This is a genomic window from Leptospira perdikensis, from assembly GCF_004769575.1.
Lineage (GTDB): Bacteria > Spirochaetota > Leptospiria > Leptospirales > Leptospiraceae > Leptospira_A > Leptospira_A perdikensis.
Map to the genome: position 1 here is coordinate 1 of NZ_RQGA01000011.1, position 20,850 is coordinate 20,850.

At 39.3% G+C, this 20,850-nt stretch carries 19 protein-coding genes; 6 read left to right on the top strand and 13 right to left on the bottom strand.

Features of this window, described 5'->3' with window-relative positions:
• Positions 1–735: 735 nt before the first annotated feature.
• The 3 genes from EHQ49_RS10030 (at position 736) to EHQ49_RS10040 (ending at position 4,244) form a co-directional block, all read left to right on the top strand.
• Positions 736–1,764 (top strand): LA_0442/LA_0875 N-terminal domain-containing protein, encoded by a 1,029-nt coding sequence (locus EHQ49_RS10030; RefSeq protein WP_135578986.1) that lies wholly within the window; start codon positions 736–738, stop codon positions 1,762–1,764.
• A 10-nt stretch (positions 1,765–1,774) separates the two neighbouring features.
• The gene (locus tag EHQ49_RS10035) at positions 1,775–3,484 is read left to right on the top strand and encodes a hypothetical protein (RefSeq protein WP_135578988.1); all 1,710 of its coding nucleotides are present in this window, start codon (positions 1,775–1,777) and stop codon (positions 3,482–3,484) included.
• A gap of 61 nt (positions 3,485–3,545) precedes the next feature.
• Positions 3,546–4,244 carry a HipA family kinase gene (locus tag EHQ49_RS10040; RefSeq protein ID WP_135578990.1) on the top strand — a complete coding sequence of 233 codons (699 nt, stop codon included), beginning with the start codon at positions 3,546–3,548 and terminating at the stop codon, positions 4,242–4,244.
• Positions 4,245–4,272: 28 nt separating this feature from the next.
• Here the strand turns inward: EHQ49_RS10040 and EHQ49_RS10045 are convergent, their stop codons facing one another.
• On the bottom strand, positions 4,273–5,187 hold the full coding sequence (locus tag EHQ49_RS10045) for an alpha/beta hydrolase (RefSeq protein WP_135578992.1): 915 nt from the start codon (positions 5,185–5,187) through the stop codon (positions 4,273–4,275).
• A gap of 129 nt (positions 5,188–5,316) precedes the next feature.
• On the opposite strand from EHQ49_RS10045, the gene EHQ49_RS10050 reads away from it, so the two are divergent.
• From EHQ49_RS10050 to EHQ49_RS10060, 3 genes are all read left to right on the top strand, one after another.
• Positions 5,317–5,934, top strand: coding sequence for a CsgG/HfaB family protein (locus EHQ49_RS10050; RefSeq protein WP_244241433.1), 618 nt, complete (start codon positions 5,317–5,319; stop codon positions 5,932–5,934).
• Positions 5,935–5,959: 25 nt separating this feature from the next.
• A complete protein-coding gene (locus EHQ49_RS10055) occupies positions 5,960–6,430 on the top strand; it encodes a Dps family protein (RefSeq protein WP_135578994.1) in 471 nt (156 codons plus the stop codon).
• Between the two features lie 145 nt (positions 6,431–6,575).
• Positions 6,576–7,655 (top strand): hypothetical protein, encoded by a 1,080-nt coding sequence (locus tag EHQ49_RS10060; RefSeq protein ID WP_135578996.1) that lies wholly within the window; start codon positions 6,576–6,578, stop codon positions 7,653–7,655.
• Positions 7,656–7,681: 26 nt separating this feature from the next.
• On the opposite strand, the gene EHQ49_RS10065 is transcribed toward EHQ49_RS10060, so the two are convergent.
• The 12 genes from EHQ49_RS10065 to EHQ49_RS10120 all read right to left on the bottom strand — a co-directional run bounded on the left by EHQ49_RS10065 (position 7,682) and on the right by EHQ49_RS10120 (position 20,834).
• Entirely contained in the window at positions 7,682–8,659 is a 978-nt protein-coding gene (locus EHQ49_RS10065) for a S1C family serine protease (protein ID WP_135578998.1), read from the bottom strand.
• A 44-nt stretch (positions 8,660–8,703) separates the two neighbouring features.
• On the bottom strand, positions 8,704–9,498 hold the full coding sequence (locus EHQ49_RS10070; RefSeq protein ID WP_135579000.1) for an alpha/beta fold hydrolase: 795 nt from the start codon (positions 9,496–9,498) through the stop codon (positions 8,704–8,706).
• 10 nt (positions 9,499–9,508) lie between these two features.
• A complete protein-coding gene (locus EHQ49_RS10075; RefSeq protein WP_425269854.1) occupies positions 9,509–10,495 on the bottom strand; it encodes an SH3 domain-containing protein in 987 nt (328 codons plus the stop codon).
• Between the two features lie 127 nt (positions 10,496–10,622).
• The gene (locus tag EHQ49_RS10080) at positions 10,623–11,840 is read right to left on the bottom strand and encodes a pyridoxal phosphate-dependent aminotransferase (RefSeq protein ID WP_135579005.1); all 1,218 of its coding nucleotides are present in this window, start codon (positions 11,838–11,840) and stop codon (positions 10,623–10,625) included.
• 8 nt (positions 11,841–11,848) lie between these two features.
• Entirely contained in the window at positions 11,849–13,546 is a 1,698-nt protein-coding gene (locus tag EHQ49_RS10085; RefSeq protein ID WP_135579007.1) for a DNA repair helicase XPB, read from the bottom strand.
• Between the two features lie 328 nt (positions 13,547–13,874).
• Entirely contained in the window at positions 13,875–14,846 is a 972-nt protein-coding gene (gene dusA, locus EHQ49_RS10090) for a tRNA dihydrouridine(20/20a) synthase DusA (protein WP_135579009.1), read from the bottom strand.
• Between the two features lie 10 nt (positions 14,847–14,856).
• Positions 14,857–16,971 carry a flagellar biosynthesis protein FlhA gene (locus EHQ49_RS10095; RefSeq protein WP_135579011.1) on the bottom strand — a complete coding sequence of 705 codons (2,115 nt, stop codon included), beginning with the start codon at positions 16,969–16,971 and terminating at the stop codon, positions 14,857–14,859.
• A 4-nt stretch (positions 16,972–16,975) separates the two neighbouring features.
• Positions 16,976–18,244 (bottom strand): EscU/YscU/HrcU family type III secretion system export apparatus switch protein, encoded by a 1,269-nt coding sequence (locus tag EHQ49_RS10100; RefSeq protein ID WP_135579013.1) that lies wholly within the window; start codon positions 18,242–18,244, stop codon positions 16,976–16,978.
• Positions 18,241–19,023: a flagellar biosynthetic protein FliR gene (fliR, locus tag EHQ49_RS10105; protein ID WP_135579015.1), complete on the bottom strand. Its 783-nt coding sequence runs from the start codon at positions 19,021–19,023 to the stop codon at positions 18,241–18,243. The genes EHQ49_RS10100 and fliR overlap by 4 nt, the downstream gene beginning before the upstream one ends.
• A 1-nt stretch (position 19,024) precedes the next feature.
• A complete protein-coding gene (gene fliQ / locus EHQ49_RS10110; protein WP_135579017.1) occupies positions 19,025–19,288 on the bottom strand; it encodes a flagellar biosynthesis protein FliQ in 264 nt (87 codons plus the stop codon).
• Positions 19,285–20,094 carry a flagellar type III secretion system pore protein FliP gene (fliP, locus tag EHQ49_RS10115; RefSeq protein WP_135579019.1) on the bottom strand — a complete coding sequence of 270 codons (810 nt, stop codon included), beginning with the start codon at positions 20,092–20,094 and terminating at the stop codon, positions 19,285–19,287. The genes fliQ and fliP overlap by 4 nt, the downstream gene beginning before the upstream one ends.
• A complete protein-coding gene (locus EHQ49_RS10120) occupies positions 20,091–20,834 on the bottom strand; it encodes a FliO/MopB family protein (RefSeq protein WP_135579321.1) in 744 nt (247 codons plus the stop codon). The genes fliP and EHQ49_RS10120 overlap by 4 nt, the downstream gene beginning before the upstream one ends.
• Positions 20,835–20,850: the final 16 nt, after the last annotated feature.

A 20,850-nucleotide genomic window follows, 5' to 3' on the forward strand; every position in this document is an offset into this window, starting at 1 on the left:
GAAAAGAATTGTGCGGTAAAAACCAAAGTAATTTCAAAACCTAAGCAGTCAACACGCTTTTATAAAAAAGTTCGCGGTTCAATGCGGAATTTTCTATAAATAATGAGCACTAAGAGAATGTAATGAGACATAATTCAAGAACGAATGCGACCAATAACAATACCAACTTGCAGATGTTTGATGATGAAAATCAACAGACTAACAAGAAACTGTCGGATTATCTACCAAACTCGGTTACCAGCTATTACTGGTTAGCCTGTAAATCAACAGCCTTTCTGCAATTTTCTATTGCATCAATGACTCGATTACACTTTGTCTTTTCCCTAGGTTCCATTCACTGGGATTCACTTCCTCATAACACAACTTGTTTGTTGATGGGTGGGCTCCAACCAAACAAGAAAGCGTTACTAGTTAAAGAAATATGAACTTATCGGAAGAATATTTTTAAGGAATGGATTTGGGTTTGTGGGATTGGTACATCTGTGGTAGAAGGAAACCATTGGGTGGCGGGTCTAGTTCCCCTCCCTCAATTCAGGGCGGGGTGATTATACCCTCAGTAACGCACGTTAAACTGCATATAACCATACCCCTCGCGAGCACTCTGCCCGTAACTCACTGAGGACGGGAAATTCGCAGCATTCCCTCCAATATTTCATCAAGTGAATCACCCAAAATTCTCTTGCAATATCTTGATTAAATGTAAAAATTTCAGGAACCTGGAATGGATTCCTATCTATGAAAAAAACCCTATTATTATCTTTTCTTATCTCACTTACCTTTCCCCTACTTGCAGTCAATACCGTCATTCTAAAGAACGGCAAAACACTCAAAGGGAAAGTAACCGACCAGGACGAACGAGGACTCACCGTCCAAACGGCTGAAGGACCACAAATCGTTTCCAAATCTCAGATTTTAAAAGTAGTTTATAAAGATGTGAGTGAAAAGGAAGCAGAAAGAATTCGAATCGCAGAAGAAAAAAAATTAAAAGAGAAAGAAGATAAAGAAAAAGCTAAACTAGAGAAAGAACGTCTACTTGCTGAGGCAAAGGAACAAAAACGTCTGGAAGAAGAAGCGAAACTTGCAGAACAAACAAAACTAGCCGAAGAAAAAAATAAAGAGACATTAGCGGAACGAGAAGCGAGAGCAGAGGCAGAATGGCTTGCCACAAGAAAATTGGGGCCATCACCGGCGGCGACCCAATGCGGTGGTCGCTTAGCAATCCTTTGGCGATCAGCAATTTTACCTGGTTGGGGACAACTTTGCGGTGGATACAATGTATCTGCAGGATCATTTAGTACACTTTTTATAGGAACTTTGGTTTATTCCCTCGGGCCCCTTCGCACAGAGGAAAAAAATGCACAATCTCATTACGACACAATGGTCCTTCTCAACCAAATCGGAGGGCCAGGAACTAGGTTCAATGCACAAAACATCAGTTTGCCATCGGAACTTGTTCTCGGATTTATGGAAACTTCCTTTGCGGAAGACCTAATTGTTAAAAGTAAAAACAACGCCAAAGAGGCTAATGCCAAATACTTGGCCGGACTTGGGACTGCAGGTATCATCTACATCACAAATTTAATCCATGCTTTTATGATTGGGCAAGATCGTTACCCCGATCGCCCAAGTGTCACCACAGGGGGAAAACAAATTCGCGAAGGCTTGGACTTCGATACAGGGTGGGACAGACCTTACTCCATAACAGGCATTCGGCCACAAACAAATTCAGTTTATGCTGAAGTTCGGTATTCTATTTTATTCTAAGGAGCCTCTCATGAAAAACTTATTCATAACCATCATATTACTTATATTTTCATTCCAATGCAAAATCTTCAAACCTTCTGACTTAGACCCAACACAAGATTTAGGATCTTTGCAAACATTACTTCGATTTCTAACATTAGCTGATGCTTTCAATACCTATAGCCAATCTGTTGTCTTTATGAAGTTTACCGATTCTAATGGAACTCCATATAGCACTGGTACTGTTGAGTATTCTGTTTTCAATGAGGCCGATGAAAATGGAGTTCCAACTTCCCCTTATGGAGAAACTGGAAATATACAAACATATACGGTCACTTTGGATACATCCGGTAGAGGATTCTTAGTCTTTAGTGAAAGGGGGATTGCAACTCTCACTGTAAAAAACTCAGGTGCAGTTGTGGTTGGTTCGGCAAGGTTTCGAATTTATAATGGAATCACAAAACAATCATTTTCTATATTATCCCAATCGGGGGCCACTCAGTTCCACTTAGAGGATTTAGCCAATTACCGCAATCGCTTGGCATCCAATTTAACATTCACTCCGCTTGGTTCAGTGAACGGAAGGCAATTTCTGTATGTACAAGTGCAAACATCTTATATATCGCCCACAGATAACGAGTTCAAAGGATACATCATCTCCAGCGCTGATGGAGAAAATTACGACCAAGTAATCGCTATTGATGGAGTCTCCATCAATACAAAAAGCACTACTCAAAAACGGCTAAAAATATCACTACCAACATTTGACGGAAGCCAGTATGTTTTTTTCCTATCGGAACAAACGGATTTGTCTGGCAGTTACAATTCCAACAGAGATTTAGTATTTAGAATACCAGCATTCTTTGCACCATCGTCAATTACCGTAGAACCATTAGGACTCCCGACAAATTATCATTTATTTACACTAAATGATAATACCTGGCTCTATCCTGCACTCTATGCTGGGAACGGAAGGTTTCTTGTTACTCCGTTTTTATCCAATGTCCCTAGACCCATACTCCTAAGTTTTGATTCCACAACTACGAATGATTTAAATTCTGGTTTTAGTTGTAACATTGCAACACCGGAACTCCATTTTCCAGGTTACCAAGTTTTTAATGTGAATGGAATTGCATACCTACAGTGTCCCACTACAGTAAGTTTGGTCGTAAATCCTTTGCCAGTACGAACCATCCGTATGACTGATTTGACTTCAAATACAATCAACTTTGATGCTGGACTTCAATTCGAATCAAACGTATTCTCATATAAAGGTAAGTTGATTGCACTTGCAAATGGAACCCAACCATATAATGGTTATACATTTCCCACAGGTTCGTACACCTCTGCCAATCCAACAATTACGAGAAATACTCCGATCATTTCCGGAGTTTCTGTTTCTATGTCATCGTCATCTACCTTGCTCAGAGCCATCAAAGGGTCTTTAAATACAGATTTTATGATTATATCAAACAATGGTTTATTTTCGACACCAACCCTAATAATCTATAAGTCTACTGATTCTCTTGCTAGTGTTACAACCGTTGGAACTCTACCGACAACCTATTTCAGTACTAACATCAACAATCCGGAACAATTACAATCCGCAAATGGCAAACTCAACTATAGTTACTTCATATCCGTCGGGACCGGGGTTGGATCCGCACCAGTGTATCTGACCTACTTCACAAATGACGATGGGACTTGGGAAGCAATCCCAAGATTAATTAAAATTCGATAGAATTCATCACCTATCTAATGATAGGTGATTTTTACAGATAAAGAACTAATTCATCGAATTAATGTTAGTTGTATCTAAGATTCTCGAACTTTACAAAGGAAGTTCCTTTCCCGTTAAGATCCAAACAAACAATGGAAATACTTACATTCTCAAAATGAAAGGAGCCGGGAATGGTGCAAAAAGCCTAATCCAAGAATTTATTGTCAATAGAGTCGGCCATCTCATTGGATTCCCTATTCCCAATGTACAGCCAGTCCTTATCCCTGACGAGTTCCCTTGGACTTTCGGAACCGATGAATTCGATGATTTGGTAAAAAAGAGTTTTGGCATTAACTTAGCTCTGGATTATATAGAGAACCAAAGAGACAAAATAGAAATAGAACTTAACTCTTTGAATGAAGAGTTAAGAAACCAAGTGAAAGCAATTGATTTCTTTTTTAAAAATTTCGACAGAACCATTCAAAGTAATAATTTTCTAAAAGACCAAACAGGCAAAATTTGGATCATCGACCACGGAAGTTGCGAATTCCTAAATGATTCGTTAATGAAAGAATCAAAATTGCTTCCATCCAATCATATTTATAAATCCGAGCCCGTTCAAAATGATCCGTATCTTATCAAAATACTACAATTTGATTTTGAACCATTCATCCAAGAGGTCCCCAAATCATGGTTAAACGAAATCGGGCTTCAAAAAAATGACCTCAGACTGATCTTACGTAACAGAGTGCAATGGATACTATCTGCATTTTCATCATAACATACAGATTTCCTTCATTACGAAAAAATTATTTTGGAAAGGAAGTATCTTCTTTTAAAAAGGTATTCACAATGGATTCGTATTCCTCATATCTTAGATCAATCGACTTACAATGACTAGCTCCCCAATCAGTAACAAACAACTGTTTGTGATTTGATCTTAAATTTTGGAAAATCTCTTCCGAATGAAAAGAAGGTGTAATCTCGTCAAATTTGGAATGAATGAGAAGGACTGGCTGAGAAATGAATTTGGCTGCCCTTTTTGGAGATACTTCATCTACAAGAAAGTCTGCCCGAAGTTCTGCAATGGAAAGGGCAATGGGAGAAAGAAACAAAACCAAAGGTGAATACAAATCTGCAGCTCGTTTTTCCACAATGGAACGCATATCCATAAAAGGAGAGTCTGCAATCACAAAAGCATAATCATTTCGTCCTTCAGCGTATTGTAAAGCAGTAGCAGCTCCGAAAGAAGCTCCAAAAATACCAATTTGTTCTTCAGGAACTGTGCTAATTTCTGAAAAAAATTCAATGGCTCGTTCTAAGTCATGTTTTTCATAGAATCCGTACGTTCCGTATTCACCGGCACTTTCTCCATGGTGGCGTGCATCATAGGCAAACAAACTACAGCCTCTCTTCCAAAACAAAGGTGCATATTTAAGAATCCCATAACGAGTCCTGGTATGCCCATGAAGCAAAACCACTCCACATTTTTTCTTTTTAGGATTTTTGAAATACCATCCACGGAGTCGCAAACTTCCGTTTTGGAATCGAACAGATTCGGGAGTTGGTAGCCCAAAATCTGCAATGGAAAGAATTTTTAATTTTGCCTTATCTTCTTCTAAACTTGTAATAGGAAAGGAAACAATGGAAGATGAAAAAAAATAACCTGCACCTAGCAAAAAAAAGGTGAGAAAAATTACGGATATACTGAGAATCTTTTTCATTAAAGGAAGCCTAGTTGGAAAAATCTAGGAGAGACCACAATCGGAAAAGCGAATTTTCCAAAATGTCCGTTTTTGGCACGAAAAAGAATTGCCTACTTGCTATCGTCCCCCCATTTCTTAAGGAAATCTATGAAACTATATTTAGCGTGCCTATCCCTCCTCCTAAGCCTTTCGTTGGTAAATTGTCGTACGATGGATGCCGCCATCCAATATCCCGAATCGGGAAAAACAGATTTGGGAATCTCCAAAGTAGCGGTTTTGCTTTTCGACATTGAAGAAGCAAAATGGGGGGACGAATTCACAGATGCAGTTTCTTTACAAATTGCAAAACTTCTTCCGATCAAAGTGATCGAAAGGGAACAACTTTCCAAGGTTGTGAACGAACAAAGTTTTTCAAAAACGGGAATCATCGACACACAAACAGCTGTTCGACTAGGGAAAGTTTTGGGAGTGGATGCACTTATTTTTGGTCGGGGGTCGGCCCTCAAAAAGTATGATGAAAAAGGAAAACTCATCCCTAATTTAGTGGATACCGTTTCATTAAAAATAGTTCATATTGAATCGGGACATGTCATCGTCAATGCTCGCAAAAAACCTGGAGCTGATTGGACAGTAGGTCGTCTCCTGCAATACAGTTTGGGACTCGGGTTCATTTGGAGTCGCGAGGACATTCTAATTTCCACAAGCCAATACGACTTTGTGGCAGAGAGTTTAGTCGAACGAATTGTTTCAGAACTTAGTAAATAAAAAGCACATACAATAAGGACAATTAATGAAAATTAACATTGGAATTCCCGAAGAAGAAAGGAGCGCCATCTCCGAGTCATTAAAAAAACTCTTAGCTGATACGTACACTCTGTATCAAAAAACTCATAGTTACCATTGGAATGTAACAGGGCCGATGTTCCAGACTCTACATATTTTGTTTATGACTCAGTACACGGAACTTTGGAATGCCATCGACCCCATTGCAGAAAGAATTCGATCCCTTGGATATTATGCTCCAATGGGTGGATGGGAATTTGCGAAATATTCCAGTATCACGGAAGACAAAGAAGTTCCCAAAGCAACTGATATGATCAAAAGATTGGTTGAAGGTAATGAAGCAGTCATTCGCACTGCACGCGCCGCTTACGAGCCAGCCGAAAAAGGCAATGACCAAGCCACATTGGATTTACTCACACAAAGACTCGACATTCATGAAAAAACCGCTTGGATGTTACGTTCGTTACTCGAAGACTAAAGATTTGAACAGTAGTCAGATATAGACTACTGTTTGTTACTTTTCTTAAAATCGTTCTAATCCTCAACAAAAACACCCACTAACACCTATTTTTTCTTGCAAACTTTTCTCACTTTACATTAACCTTGCGTTAAACGAGGGAAAAGTGAAAAACTCAATCTTAAAACCTACCATCTATCTCCTTATTTTTCTTAGTGTTTTCCTAATCGGTTGCCATGAAAAAAAAGACAATACAACGACAAATCTACTCACACTCTACATGTTATCTGGTGACCCAACGGATACAATGAATTTAAACACTCCTCTCGGACGTGCCAGCGCAACCGCAAATGTGGTTTCTTCCATTTCGTCAAACTCCACAACCGTTTCGAATTCGGGAAGTTTCACTATGAAAAACCCTAATATGAAACTGCCGTTAGACAGGCAACTACTCGCGGCCATTCATAAAATCTATCAATATGGAAAAGATCCTGTTGTTGCGAAGGAAGTGATGGCAGAGTTTATTGCGACCAATTTCCCGCAAAAAAATGGCAAGGTGGAAAAGGTATTAACTGCTTGGTCTGGTGCCACTGTTGTCAATGGCCGGAATGAATACACTTATTCTGGAACATTAAAAGGAAGAGTTTTTGAAAAAAGATCAACGAATATGACAGTGAATGGAGCTGCTTGTCCAATCACTGCTTATTTTGTTGCACAATTACAACAAAATCAATTAGCAGAAAAGGGAAATGCCGTTTTTTCCAATGGAAAACTATCTGTCAGTCAAACCAATACGTTAGGAGATTCCATCAACAAAGCGGACATAGTTTTTAATAACTTTGGATCCATTTATACTGATAGTTTTGCATATTACAAAGAAATGAAAAAAATGAACAGCCTGCCTACGATTGGTACTTGTGAAGGTCTTCAAACATCTTATGCAATGCAAGATAATTACACAAAACCCGTCACGATGAATGGTCCTCTCAGTTTTGAATCTACTTATTTGGTAACGGGAAGTTTTCCAACAATAAGATTTAGGGCTAAGTCCGTCAGCAGTTCCAATGGATTGACGATTAGCCAAGGTGATATTACAACACCTTCATTAGTAATTGAAAGTTTATCCTATGATTCTGAATTCGACTTAGTATCTTCCAATAGTAAATTGGCAGGAACCATTAAGGTTACGATTACCGGAAAAATCAATGGAGCAACATTAACAGAAAATCTAACTGTTATCTTCTAAGTTAAATCAAAGAACTTTACTGCACTCTAAGGGTTAATGTAAAAAACATTTTCAGAACGGTTTCGAATTACTTTGATTTGTAATCGTTCTGAACGGGCCACCTTCCTAAAAAAAGAGTTCATCTCATCGTTATTACTTATCTTCTTCCCATTGATTTCTACGATCAAATCATACCGTTTTAAACCAGAAACTTCCGCAGGACTTTTTTCTACTAAGTAACTGATCAGAACACCTTCCCTAGTTGGTAAATTCAAGTTTTGAACCAAAAAATCGGTGATGGTGGGTACCTCAACAATTCCTCTTTGTATCTCATCATTAGAAAATTTCGTTAATGGAACGGAACTTACAAATTCTGACAAGTATTTGGATAAAATGGCAAACCCAACTCCTTGTTGATTGTATTCTGAATTTTTTAATTGGAATTGCGCCATTCCTAATAAATTCCCACTAACATCAAATATGGCAGCTCCAGAACTTCCTGGCAATATCGATTGGTTGAGTTGTAAAAAAGATATCTCCGACAAAATGGAATCAACTCCTATTCGTTCAGGATCGGCCACTACACCAGTTGTAAAACTTTCTTCTAAACCCAATGGCGAAGATATGGAATAATAACTTTGCCCTCTTTCCGCTCTTTTAGTGGGATTCAATTCAAAATAATCAAAAGTATCATCCGTCTCTAATACAACCAAAACGATATCTTTTTTTAAATCGGAAGTGATTACTTTACCTAGATATCTTTTCCCCGATCCACCGAGTCGGACCACAAACTTTTTGTGATAATCTCCAATAACGTGAGCGCAAGTAAGAAGGAATCCATCTTTAGAAATGAGAAATCCAGATCCAACCCAATGTTTTTTTCCTAATAGATCTTCATTTTCAATAGAGATCGAAACTGTTCGAGAAACATTATCCTCAAAAATTCTTTGGTTTGGGTTTTTTGATTGAACCCTACATAAATTAAAAAAGACAGAAAAAAGGAAAATAGAAACACGGAATTTCATTACAAAATGCACAACAACAAATATCAGTTATGTGAATACTTAAATCAAGAAATTAAAGCAAACTCATCACTCAATATCTGCAAATATTCTTTTTGGTGCGTAAAATGAATATAATGTCCGCCCTCAGGAATGATTTTAATAACAAGATTGGAAAAAACTTTTTGGATTAAAACTAAATCTTCCTTGGTGATGTATTCAGATTTTCCTCCAATTAAAAAAATAGTTTTAGTTTTTGATATCACTGTTTCTGAAAACGCACTTTCGAACACTCGCCTTGCCTTGTTTAAACCAGACACATTCAATTTCCAACGATATTCCCCAGATTCCATTCTGTCCAAACTCATCTGTAAAAATTGGCGGATAAAAGTATCAGGCAAAAATTTTGCCATTTCTGTATCGATCTCTGTTCGAGAACTAAATCCATTCAACGAAAAAGACATAGACTTAATTTCGTTTTCATAAGCAAACGGATAAGACCGAGGAGAGATGTCTTGGATGATGAGTTCTTTTAAAACACCCGGATGGGCAAAGTCGAAGTACATCGCCACAAGTCCTCCCATAGAATGCCCGATCAGAATCGGCGATTTCAACGCATGATCCGAAATGAATTCTTCTAAATCATCTGCCAAAAGGGGAATCGAATGTTCACTAGAATGAGGTGAGTCTCCATGATTTCTTTGGTCGAGAGTATACACTGACCCAAAAGCGGAAAGGGTTTTTGCCACTGTTACCCAGTTTTTAGACGATCCGAATAATCCATGTAAGATGATGATATCCCCGATGGATTTTTTCCCTTCTACATTGGATTGGAATGGGTATAGTTTGTAACTTAATCTCACAAAATGATCTCTAACGAAAACATTCTTTCTTTAGGATTTGTAAATGAGGAAGAATTTGTTTTTTTTCTCTCGGCCCAATTTCAGAAGCATATCGAATCATCTGATTGATTTCAGATTTGATTCCTTCTCCTACTGGCGTAAAACAAGGAATGGAGTCAGGATCCTTTGTCATCGATTGTAAACTGGACACTAAATCCTTAGTGTATAAATTAATATAATTACCTGTAGGGAATAAATAAATATAACGAAGTTTCCCTTTTCGCAGCTCTTCCAATCGGCACCTTAGATCCGCTCCACAATCGACATTAGGCATACTCTCCGTCGCCAGATAACCTGCGTAATCCGAATGTTTCGTTTTTGGGTAAGATTCTAAAAGTTTCCAAAAATAATTAGAATCTACATAGTATTTTCCGGAAGTATAATCATATAACAACTGAGTTTGATGGCGTTTTAAAAATTCAAGAGTTGCAGGATCGTTATCAGGTTTGATTCCTTTCGTATTCATGAGATCCACTGTTTTCTTTAAAAAAAATCCAGCCTTCGCCCGCAGAAATATAAAATCATCACCCGTAAATTTTCCAGAACCTGAAATTTGGAAAATTGTATCTGTGATTTCTTGTTTCGCTAAAAAATCAACATCCTTCGACAAAATCATTCGTTCCGCTTCAAATAACAAAGTGGGTAAATACTGTTTGGGTGGAACAGAACGAACGATAGACCGTTTAATAAATCCAGACAGACCATCTTCCAACTTTACCGGAATCCAATCTTCTTTCGGACTTTCTAGGGAATCTTTATCAAAAGAAACTGGTTCTCCAAACTTAAGTTTGCGAAGAACATCACTTTTTACATCAGCAAACAAATGTAAGTTCAAGCCAATGACAGGGATCACTATCAGTGAGTTAGAATCACGTTTTACTAGTTCAGAAGGTTTTGCCTGTTTCTGTTTTTCTACCAAGGTAGGTGTTGAAAAAACTGGCCCTACCATAAAAAACATTAAAATTGCGAAATAAGAAGAAAACCCAAATCGGATACAAACAGCAGATTTGGGTCGCATAAATAAAATAATATAAGAACTCACAACCCCTCTACGAAATGGTTTCAGTAAAGGGCGGAAATTCATTTTACTTTTGTAGGTCCTCTACCATTTGTTTGATACGAGCCACACCCTTTTCAATGTCTTTATCACCTAACGCATAAGACAAACGAATGGCTTTATCATCTCCAAATGCTATCCCAGGCACTGCTGCCACATTGTATTTATCAAGCAGGACGTCACAAAATAGTTTAGAGTAAGAACTTTCTTTTTTCTCAGCAAGAAGTCTTTTAAACCCAGGAGTTTCATAAACACCGGTGATATAAGGGAAAGCGTAAAAGGCACCTTCAGGCATACGGCAATCAACACCTGGAATCTCACGTAAAAGGCCAACAATGAGTTTACGTCTTTTGTCAAAAGCTTTTAACATATCCGCAACAGGTGTTTGGTCTCCGGATAACGCTGCCTCTGCGGCGGCTTGAGAGATCGAAGATGCATTACTAGTTGATTGGCCTTGCATGGTGTCCATGTTTTTCACAATCTCTGCATTCCCTGCTCCGTATCCAATCCTCCATCCAGTCATGGAATACGCCTTGGATACTCCGTTAATCACAAAGGTTTTTTCCTTCATCTTGTCTGAGATCATCGCAGGATTTACAAATTCCAATCCATCATAAATGATTTTTTCATAAATATCATCGGAAACGGTAACGATATCTTTTGGTTCCAACACCTTTACAAGAGCTTCCACATCCGCACGTGTATAAGCTGCCCCTGTCGGATTAGATGGTGAGTTAAAAATAAACACTTTTGTTTTAGGAGTGATCGCTTTTTCTAATTGAGCTGCAGTGATTTTAAATCCACTGGAAATATCCGTGGATACAATCACCGGAGTTCCCTCAGCCAAACGAACGATATCCGCATAACTTACCCAATACGGTGCAGGAATGATTACCTCATCACCAGGATTGATCGTTGCCATAAAAAAATTGTAGAGAACCTGTTTTCCACCTGTTCCAACTATGATTTGGTTCTTTTCGTATTTAAGACCGTTTTCAGTTTCTAACTTACGAATGATTGCCTCTTTCAAAGAAACAGTTCCACTCACAGGAGTGTATTTGGTTTTCCCTTGGTCCATTGCTTTTTTAGCAGCTTCTTTGATATGTGTAGGTGTATCAAAGTCAGGTTCCCCTGCGCCAAATCCAACAACATCAAGTCCACTTGCTTTCAGCTGATTTGCTTTTGCAGTGATCGCAAGTGTGGGGGAAGGTTCTACGACATCCAGTCGTTTTGCTACAAGTTTCATTCTATCCTCTATTTAGTGAGTAATTCTTCCGGTACAGTTTCTTTAAACTGATCCAAAGTATAAATTTCATATTCATACCCTTGTTCGGTGAGGAAGAGTTGTCGGTTTTGTCCAAACCTTTCTTCGTTGGTATCACGCGAAATCAGTGAGTAAAAAATCGCTGTATTGTCTTGGGATTTCGGACGAAGGATCCTTCCCAAACGCTGCGCTTCTTCTTGTCTCGAACCAAAAGTTCCTGATACCTGAATGGCAATGTTTGCATCTGGTAAGTCGATAGAGAAGTTTGCAACCTTTGAAACCACAAGTTGTTTGATTTGGCCCGTACGAAATGCTTGGTAGAGCTCTTGTCTTTCAGGTAATGGTGTTTTTCCTGTAATCAAAGGGATTTTGAAGGTTTGGGAAATTTCTTCTAGTTGATTGATATACTGTCCAATCACCAAAACGTTGTTAGTAGAGTGTTTTTTCAAAATATAACTGATCGCACGAAGTTTCTCTGGATTTTCTGATGCTAAACGAAACTTTTCGCGGTCATCAGCCACAGAATACTTCATTCGAAGGTCGTCTTCCATAGGAACACGAATCTCCACACAATTAGCTTCCGCGATCCAAGATTTTGCTTCAAGCTCCTTCCAAGGCACATCATATTTTTTAGGACCGATGAGTGAGAACACATCTTCTTCCAATCCATCTTCACGAACAAGCGTTGCCGTTAGACCTAACCTACGTTTTGCTTGAAGTTCCGATGTCATACGAAATACAGGAGCTGGCAATAAGTGAACCTCATCATAAACAATCAATCCCCAGTTGTTTGCGCTGAAGATATGAAAGTGAGTGAAGTCTCCACCTTTTTTCTTTCTATGAGTTAAGATGTTGTATGTAGCGATTGTAATCGGTTTGATTTCTTTCATCTCTCCCGAATACTCACCGATGTCCGATTCTGGAATGTCAGTTTTGTCTAAAATTTCATTTCTCCACTGACGAATGGACAAAGTGTTCGTTACAAGAATGAGAGTTTCTGCTCCGACAATTTGCATAACTCCCATACCTACGATGGTTTTTCCCGCACCGCAAGGAAGAACCACTACACCAGATCCCCCTTCGTTACGTCCACCTGCATGAAAAGCTTCAACAGAAGCTCTTTGATAGTCACGCATTCCAAACTTAATTCCTCCGATTGTCGTAGGACGTAAGTTAAACGGATATTTATTTCCTTCATCGTAACCCGCAAGGTCTTCTACAGGAAAACCAATCTTGATTAACGCTTGTTTGATGTGACCACGGTATTCTTTTTTGATACGAATTTTATCACCTTCCATTCCATCCACAAAGGGTTGAACGGCGCGGTTGTTTGCAATTTCTGTAATGAATCCTTTTTCGTTGGAAATGATATACAATTCCCCAGATTCTTCTTTTACCAGTTTCACTTTTCCGTAACGAGAAATTTGTTCTCTCACTTCATTCATTACGTTTTTCGGAACTGAATAACGAGCAAACTTTGTTAAACCTTCAATGATCTCTTCTGCCGTCATTTTGATAGAGGCTGCATTCCACAAAGACAGTGGAGAGATGCGGTAAGTATGCATATATTCCGGGCTTTTTTCGAGCTCTGCAAATTTGGCAATGAGGTCCCGACAGGCTTCAAATTCTGGGTTATCCACCTCAAGAAGCATTGTTTTATCACTTTGTACGGTGAGTGGTTTGGTCATGGTATTCCCTCTCAATTTAACCAGGCTGGGAACGGAAACCGCCCTGTCAACCCATTTGATTTTAATAGATTTTGGATGCCATTTCGCGCTCTTTTTGAGGTAAATCCAGAATTTTTCGAACCAATCGATCCTCTCGACCGTCTAATCCAAGTTATCCTATACGCTCAGGATTAAAATAATTGATTTGACTTTTCTTTTTTTTATGGGCGTTCCCAATCCTTACTCTACCGAACTTCTATTCAAAACTGGGTCAGGCTACTTCGGGGTGCGCTAAACGCTCCCGTCCCCCACCATCTAACGATGGTAGGTGACCAAGCCCTACGTATCCTTAACGCGAAATACAAGCTTCCAAAATGGATTCATTAGCACCGTTTGTATGCATTCTGTCGGTGAGGAACTTTCGATATTCCCTTGCCCCTTTTTCTCCGTGATAAAGTCCCAAAATATGGCGAAGGATGTGATGAACTTTCCCTTCCCTAACTAAAACACTGCGAACATAAGGGATCAATTCAGAAAGAACCTCTTCCCGTAGGCGGACAGGCAATTTTGATCCGTAATATAAAACGTCTACGTCTTGAAACAGAAATGGATTGTCATAAGCGGCTCGCCCAATCATCACTCCATCGACCTTAGATAAGTGATCGGCAATCTCTGAATGGGTTTTGATCCCACCGTTAATGACAATGGATAAATCAGGAAAGTCCTGTTTTAGTCTATAAACATCTTCATACCGAAGTGGTGGGATACTTCGATTTTCTTTCGGGGAAAGGCCTTCCAAAATGGCAATCCTTGCATGAACGATGATTTGGTCGACACCTGCCACATTGATTTTAGAAACAAAATCATATAGATCTTCATAACTTTCTTTTCCATTCACACCTATACGGTGTTTCACGGTTACGGGAACCTTTACCTGTGATTTACAAGCAGCCACCATCTCAGCAACCAGATTTGGTTCCTTCATGAGACAGGCCCCAAAACTTCCACTTTGGACACGGTCGGATGGACAACCTACATTCAGATTGATTTCATCATACCCATAATCCTCACCGATTTTGGCACATTCCGCAAGGGAACCAGGAGAATCACCACCTAACTGTAGGGCTACGGGATGTTCTTCTTTGGAAAAACTTAAGTATCTATGATTGTCTTTTCCGCGGAGGATGGCCCCGGTGGTAACCATCTCCGTATAAAGTAATGCATGTTTGGAGATCAGCCGCATAAAATACCGATAGTGCCTATCAGTCCAATCCATCATTGGTGCGACGGAAATTCGACTGAAAGGGACTGCTGGCTTCAAAGACTTTCTCCTATGCTTCTTGTGGGTGTTCCTCTCTAGATGGAAGGCTGAGAACTGAGGCAATTTCCGTAGGAACCCCTCTATGGATCTCTTCCGAAGCAATTACAGCAAAGTTCCTGGGGGGTAGTTCCTTTGTCAAAAAGAATGCGAACGCTTGTCTTAAGTACCTGGACACAACAAAAATAAGAAACCTATTTTCATCGAGTGCCTTCTGGAGTTCATTGTATACAGATTCCAAAATTCTCACACGAACATCATGAGGAAGGATGATGATTTTGCTCCCATCCGTTTCATCAAGAGTGATACTTTTGTTCATACGATCAATGATCCTTGGATCAATTGTGACCACATGTAATTTTCCATCAGGAGAAAGGAAATCATTGATGATTTGTCTTGAGAGAGCTTGTCTTACATGTTCTGCCAAATCAAATGGATTGTTGGTACGAGGTAAATGGTTGGCAATGGCATCCATAATTTTGGGAAGGTTTTTAATTGAAAGACCCTCTGCCAAAAGATTTTGTAAGGTTTGTTGGATGATTCCAAGTCTTCCTTGTTTATCGTAATCCAATTCGCCCACAAGTGTTGGATGTGTTTGTCTCAAATGTTCAAGAAGAGCTTTCACTTCTTCTCTTCCAAGAAGCTGAGATGCATAATTGGAAATCAGTTCTTTTAAGTGTGTGATGATGACTGTGGATGGATCAACCACCGAATAACCCTTGTTCTCCACTTCAATTTTATCGTTAGGATCAATCCAAGTGGCTTTCAACCCAAACGCCGGTTCCGTAAAAGGTTCACCAATGATCGCTTCCAAATTACGTGCGGTATTATTCATTGCCATCAATCGATCTGCTCTTACTGCCGACTGACCCACTACAACTCCGTTGATACGAATGCTATAGTTATCATGAGGAATTTCTAAATTGTCTATGATACGAATGGCAGGAATCACAAGTCCAAAATCAATTGCGAATTTTTTACGTGTATTGGCAATTTGTTCCAGTAAGTGTCCACCAGAAGATGCATCCACTAACGGAAGTAAGTCGCGTCCTAATTCCACTTGAATGGCTTCCACAGAAATTTCTTTGATGTAGTTCTCTGGTTTTTTCTCTTGGACCTTCTCTTGGGCCACTGTTTCGATTTTTTTGATCTCTTCTTTGGCTACTTTTTCAATTGAATAACCCAAATACCCGATGGCTCCTGCTAAAAACAAAAGAGAAAAGAACGGAAGACCCGGAATCAAACTAGAAAGTCCTAGTGCCCCTGAAACCACATATAAGGTTTTTGCATTTCCAAAAAGTTGGTCTTTGATCTCCACAGTGAGTTTTTTTTCTGAACTCGAACGAGTGACAATGATACCAGTTGCGGTTGTAGAAAGTAATCCTGGAATTTGGGAAACAAGTCCATCCCCAATAGTAAACTTTCCATAAGTTTCAATCGATGCGAGAAAAGATTCACCTCGAATGGTAGATCCAATCAAGATTCCACCAAGTAAATTGATCGCGGTTATGATCAAACCCGCTCTCACGTCCCCTTGAACAAATTTGGAAGCTCCATCCATAGCCCCATAAAAATCAACTTCTCGTTGGACTTTTTTACGTTTTACCTTTGCTTCCGCTTCAGTGATTGCACCACTATTCAATTCCATATCAATGGACATTTGTTTTTGTGGTAATCCGTCCAACGTAAACCTTGCTGCCACTTCCGAGATACGAGTCGCACCTTTGGTAATTACTAGAACCTGAACAATCGTTAAGATAATAAAGATAATAAGTCCCACAACGTATTTACCAAGTCCCGATTCTCCACCCACCACAAAGGTTCCGAAGGCTTCGATTACACTCGAATTCATCGCAGGTCCCTTGGATAAAATTTGTCTTGTTGTTGAAACGTTAAGAGCTAACCGAAACAAGGTGGTAATTAGAAGTAAACTAGGGAAAATAGAAAACTCACTAGGTTCGGTAACAGAAAGTGCAGTCATGAGTATGAGTAACCCAAGCCCTATACTCACAACAATCAGAACATCTAAGACAAAACCTGGCAAAGGGACAATCAACATTGCCAAAATAAGAAGTGTCCCCACTCCCAATACTAAATCGGATTGTTTGAGTAAGTCTCTAAAATTCATTCGCTTATCCCATTCCTACTTTTTTTCTAAACTTCTCAAGAGTGATTAGGATTTGAACTACCGCATTAAAGAACTCTTGCGGAATTTCCTGACCCACTTCGACTTGTGCGTATAAAAGACGTGCTTGTTTTGGACTTTCTACGATCGGGACATCATTTTCCCGAGCGATCCTTCGTATTTCGAGTGCTAAGCGGTTTTCACCTTTTGCAATCACTCGAGGAGCGGAGTCCCTTCCCATTTCATAAGATAATGCAACAGAATAATGTGTGGGGTTTGTAATGACAACATCGGCTTTCGGAACTTCACGAAGCATATTCCCTTGCATCATATCTCGAGCTAATTGCATCCTGCGGTTTTTCATCACAGGGTCCCCGGAATCTTCTTTCATCTCTCGTTTAGCTTCGGAAGGAGTTTGTTTTAGCGATTCTTCAAATTCTGACTTTTGAAAAAAGAAGTCAGCCACAGCAATCCCAAGTAACAAAAGTCCGGCGGCCATCATAATCTTAAAGCCTGAATATGTGATGAGTTTGATGGCTTGCATCATTCCCATATTTCCCGTCAGAAGAACTTTTAAAAAATCACCGGAGATCAATATATAACTAATGATACCAATTAACACAACCTTAGCTAGGGACTTAACTAAGTTAAACAATGTTTGGCGGTTAGGCAGTACACGTTTAAAATTGGGAGAAATTCGATCAAACCGAAAGGATAATGCTCGAGGGGAAAACATAAACCCCACTTGGACTACGTTCCCCACAACAGCAAAAACTAAAGTAATTGCAAGTACAGGCCAAAGGAGATTGAAAAAATCACGTGAGACTCCCGCGAGGATCACCCGAAACTCTTCGGCTCCGAACCTATCAATTTTCATTCCCATCGGAAGGTATTTTTTAATAAAAATGGCAGTATTACGAATAAAAGTATCACCCAATATAAAGAGGACACCTGTTCCACCTAACAAAACCAAAGTGGATGCTACTTCATTGGACTTAGGAACATTCCCCTTCTCTTTTTCTTCCCGTCTGCGACGTTCACTCGGCGGTTCCGTTCGCCCTTCATCGGCAGCGGCAAAAAGTTGGAGGTCTATCTCATAGTATCCAGAGGAAAAACCAGGAAGAACCAATGTGGTTTCCTTCGGTTTTAAAGAACCCAAACCAAAGGGAACAGGCAGGGCCAAAGAAAATGAATCAAATCCACCAAACAACGATTTGATCCAAGTAAAAATGAACTCCCTATTTAATACAAACTGAATGAATCGAATCCATTTCATAGACTTGGCCACTCCCGAATGAGTAAACTTGCCTTATCCATAGAAATTTGAATCCCTTGTACCATTTGTGTAGCGATAAAAGTAAGTGTCGCAATGAGAGTGAGTGTTCCAATAAAGACTTTCAGCGGAAAAGACATAGACATCACATTCATCTGTTGTGCGGCCTTTCCCATAAGGCCTTCCGCTAGAGAAACTAAAAACAAAATTCCCATCACAGGAAGTGCAATTTTGAACGAAACCACAAACATCGCACCAATGGCATCTTCCATCAGTCGATATAAACCTTGGTTCACCTTACCTGTAAAAGAAATGATTCTAATTTTTTCGAAAGAATAAGCGAGTGTTTCAATAAGAAACCTATGTGCGCCAATCACAAGAAAAAGGGCCGTAGCCATTAGGTTTTTCATCGTTCCAATCGCTGGGAGTGAGTTTTGAGTAACAGGATCTAAAATTTCTGTATATCCGAAACCAATTTGGTTATTAAAAAACTCACCTGCCATTTGAAAAGCAGCAAACACCAGTGAGACGAGAAATCCAATAAACACTCCAATCAACATCTCAGAAATAATGAGAATTCCGTAGTTAACCATATGGCCCGGAACTGTTGGCATATAGGTTGCCACAACAGGATATACAATGAGAGAAACCATAAAGGAAAAGATCATTCTAAGCGAAAAATTGATCGACTCCGAAGAAAAGAAAGGGGCAACAAGAAAGAGTCCGAGGAGGCGGACTAAGACCAAAAGGAAAGATTGAAAGTGTAAAACAAATGGTTCCATATCATATCTTTTCTATCATAAAAAAAATTTCACGAGTATAGTCCGTCATCACTCGCACCATCCAAGCTGAAAAGAAAACAATCACAGCAAATATAGATACCAGTTTCGGAACAAAAGCAATGGTTGGCTCTTGTATCGAGGTAGTTGTTTGTAAAATACCAACAATGAGCCCCACAACAAGAGCCGTAATGAGGATAGGACTAGAAATCTTGAGTGTTACAATAAATGCATCGCGGAGTAAGTTGACTACATCGACCTCTGTCATTTATAACTCCTCACTAACTCAAGAACGAGTAAGTTCCATCCATCAATTAAAATGAAAAGAATGAGTTTTAGAGGAAGTGAAATCATCACCGGAGGTAACATCATAAAACCCATAGCGAGAAGTGCAGAAGCTACAATCAAATCGATAACAATAAAAGGGATGAAGATATAAATACCGATAATAAAAGCTTTTTTAATCTCGCTTAACATAAAAGCAGGAACTAAAACATAAGAAGGAACGTCTTCAAAGGACTTCACATTTTGAACCTTCCCAATTTTTAAAAACAAAGCGACATCTTTTGTTCCATCTCGCCCTAATTGGCGGATCATAAACTGACGTAAGTGTTTCATTGACCCTTCCATAAATGTGGATTGGTCAATTTTTCCATTTAGGTAAGGTTGTAAGGCTTCATCATTTACCTTACCAATGGTAGGTGCCATAATGAAAAAAGTAACAAAAAGAGCAAGCCCCATCATCACCTGGTTTGGTGGTAAGTTTTGAAGTGACAGAGCCCTTCTCACAAAATCAAAAACGATTACAACCTTTGTAAACGAAGTGACACTCATCACAATGGCCGGAGCCAAGGATAGAATAGTCACAAGAAAAAGAATCATAAGAGAAAGACTTGTATCCTTTGGTCCTTTCGCCTCATTCACGTTAAATGATAGATTAGGAATTGGAATTCTTGTGCCTTTTTCTTGAGCCATAAGTCCGGTGAACCCACCGGCCGTGATCAGGAATAAAACACTAATGAGAAAAATAATAGATTTATGTCTCTTACAGAAGGAAAAAAAACGCAGTCTCACGATTCCCCTCCTTCTAACAATTCCCGGTGTTTTCGTAAACGTTCCAATCCTTCTTTTGCTTTTCTTTGGATCTCGGCTGCTCCGTCAAATTCCAAACTTTCCATTTTGGATGGATTGATGCGGATTTTTCTTTGGGCTTTCGATTGTAAACTTTCCAAAACAGTTTCTAAAAAATTCGGAACATAAGGATCCGCTTCTTCTTTCATCTTCTGAATTTGTGATTTTTCATCAGGACTTGTTACTTCTGTCAGTAAACTCACAGATCCATCAGCAACACCTAACACAAGTGTACGTCCCCCCACTTCCACAATTTGTACTGATTGGGTTGCTGAAAGTGACAAACTAGACAAAACCTTCATAAATCCTTTTACAGGATATTTTGCCGATTTTGATTTTTGCATTTGTAGAATGAGGTAGTAACCTGCACCAACGAGAATGGCTAAAATAAATAAAATTTTCAGTAAAATCCAAGTCGCAGAAGGAGAATCATCCGGGTTTTCTGCATACCTTTCTTGAATGAGATTGGTTTCTTCAGAGGCCTTTCCTGCCTCACTCGCATTCGTTTTGTTAGAGTTAGCTGAACCTTCGAATTTTGGAGCTGAATTAGAATTGTTTGGTTCCGTAGGTTTTGTTTTGGAATCACCTAACTCTTGACGAAGAATTTGATCCAATTCCTTTGTCTCCAAACCTTGCGAAACAACAGGTGAAGTGACCAAAACAAGGGTCAGGCAAAAGTACATAACTTGCCCCTTTTGT

Excerpts from the sequence above, each read along its gene's own strand:
- EHQ49_RS10055 (WP_135578994.1), top strand. The coding sequence starts at position 5,960 with ATGAAAATTAACATTGGAATTCCCGAAGAAGAAAGGAGCGCCATCTCC.
- EHQ49_RS10095 (WP_135579011.1), bottom strand. The coding sequence starts at position 16,971 with ATGAATTTTAGAGACTTACTCAAACAATCCGATTTAGTATTGGGAGTG.
- EHQ49_RS10100 (WP_135579013.1), bottom strand. The coding sequence starts at position 18,244 with ATGAAATGGATTCGATTCATTCAGTTTGTATTAAATAGGGAGTTCATT.
- EHQ49_RS10075 (WP_425269854.1), bottom strand. The coding sequence starts at position 10,495 with ATGTTTTTTATGGTAGGGCCAGTTTTTTCAACACCTACCTTGGTAGAA.
- EHQ49_RS10045 (WP_135578992.1), bottom strand. The coding sequence starts at position 5,187 with ATGAAAAAGATTCTCAGTATATCCGTAATTTTTCTCACCTTTTTTTTG.
- fliQ (WP_135579017.1), bottom strand. The coding sequence starts at position 19,288 with ATGACAGAGGTCGATGTAGTCAACTTACTCCGCGATGCATTTATTGTA.
- EHQ49_RS10120 (WP_135579321.1), bottom strand. The coding sequence starts at position 20,834 with ATGTACTTTTGCCTGACCCTTGTTTTGGTCACTTCACCTGTTGTTTCG.
- EHQ49_RS10085 (WP_135579007.1), bottom strand. The coding sequence starts at position 13,546 with ATGACCAAACCACTCACCGTACAAAGTGATAAAACAATGCTTCTTGAG.
- EHQ49_RS10040 (WP_135578990.1), top strand. The coding sequence starts at position 3,546 with ATGTTAGTTGTATCTAAGATTCTCGAACTTTACAAAGGAAGTTCCTTT.
- EHQ49_RS10035 (WP_135578988.1), top strand. The coding sequence starts at position 1,775 with ATGAAAAACTTATTCATAACCATCATATTACTTATATTTTCATTCCAA.
- EHQ49_RS10080 (WP_135579005.1), bottom strand. The coding sequence starts at position 11,840 with ATGAAACTTGTAGCAAAACGACTGGATGTCGTAGAACCTTCCCCCACA.
- EHQ49_RS10050 (WP_244241433.1), top strand. The coding sequence starts at position 5,317 with ATGAAACTATATTTAGCGTGCCTATCCCTCCTCCTAAGCCTTTCGTTG.
- EHQ49_RS10065 (WP_135578998.1), bottom strand. The coding sequence starts at position 8,659 with ATGAAATTCCGTGTTTCTATTTTCCTTTTTTCTGTCTTTTTTAATTTA.
- EHQ49_RS10030 (WP_135578986.1), top strand. The coding sequence starts at position 736 with ATGAAAAAAACCCTATTATTATCTTTTCTTATCTCACTTACCTTTCCC.
- fliR (WP_135579015.1), bottom strand. The coding sequence starts at position 19,023 with ATGGAACCATTTGTTTTACACTTTCAATCTTTCCTTTTGGTCTTAGTC.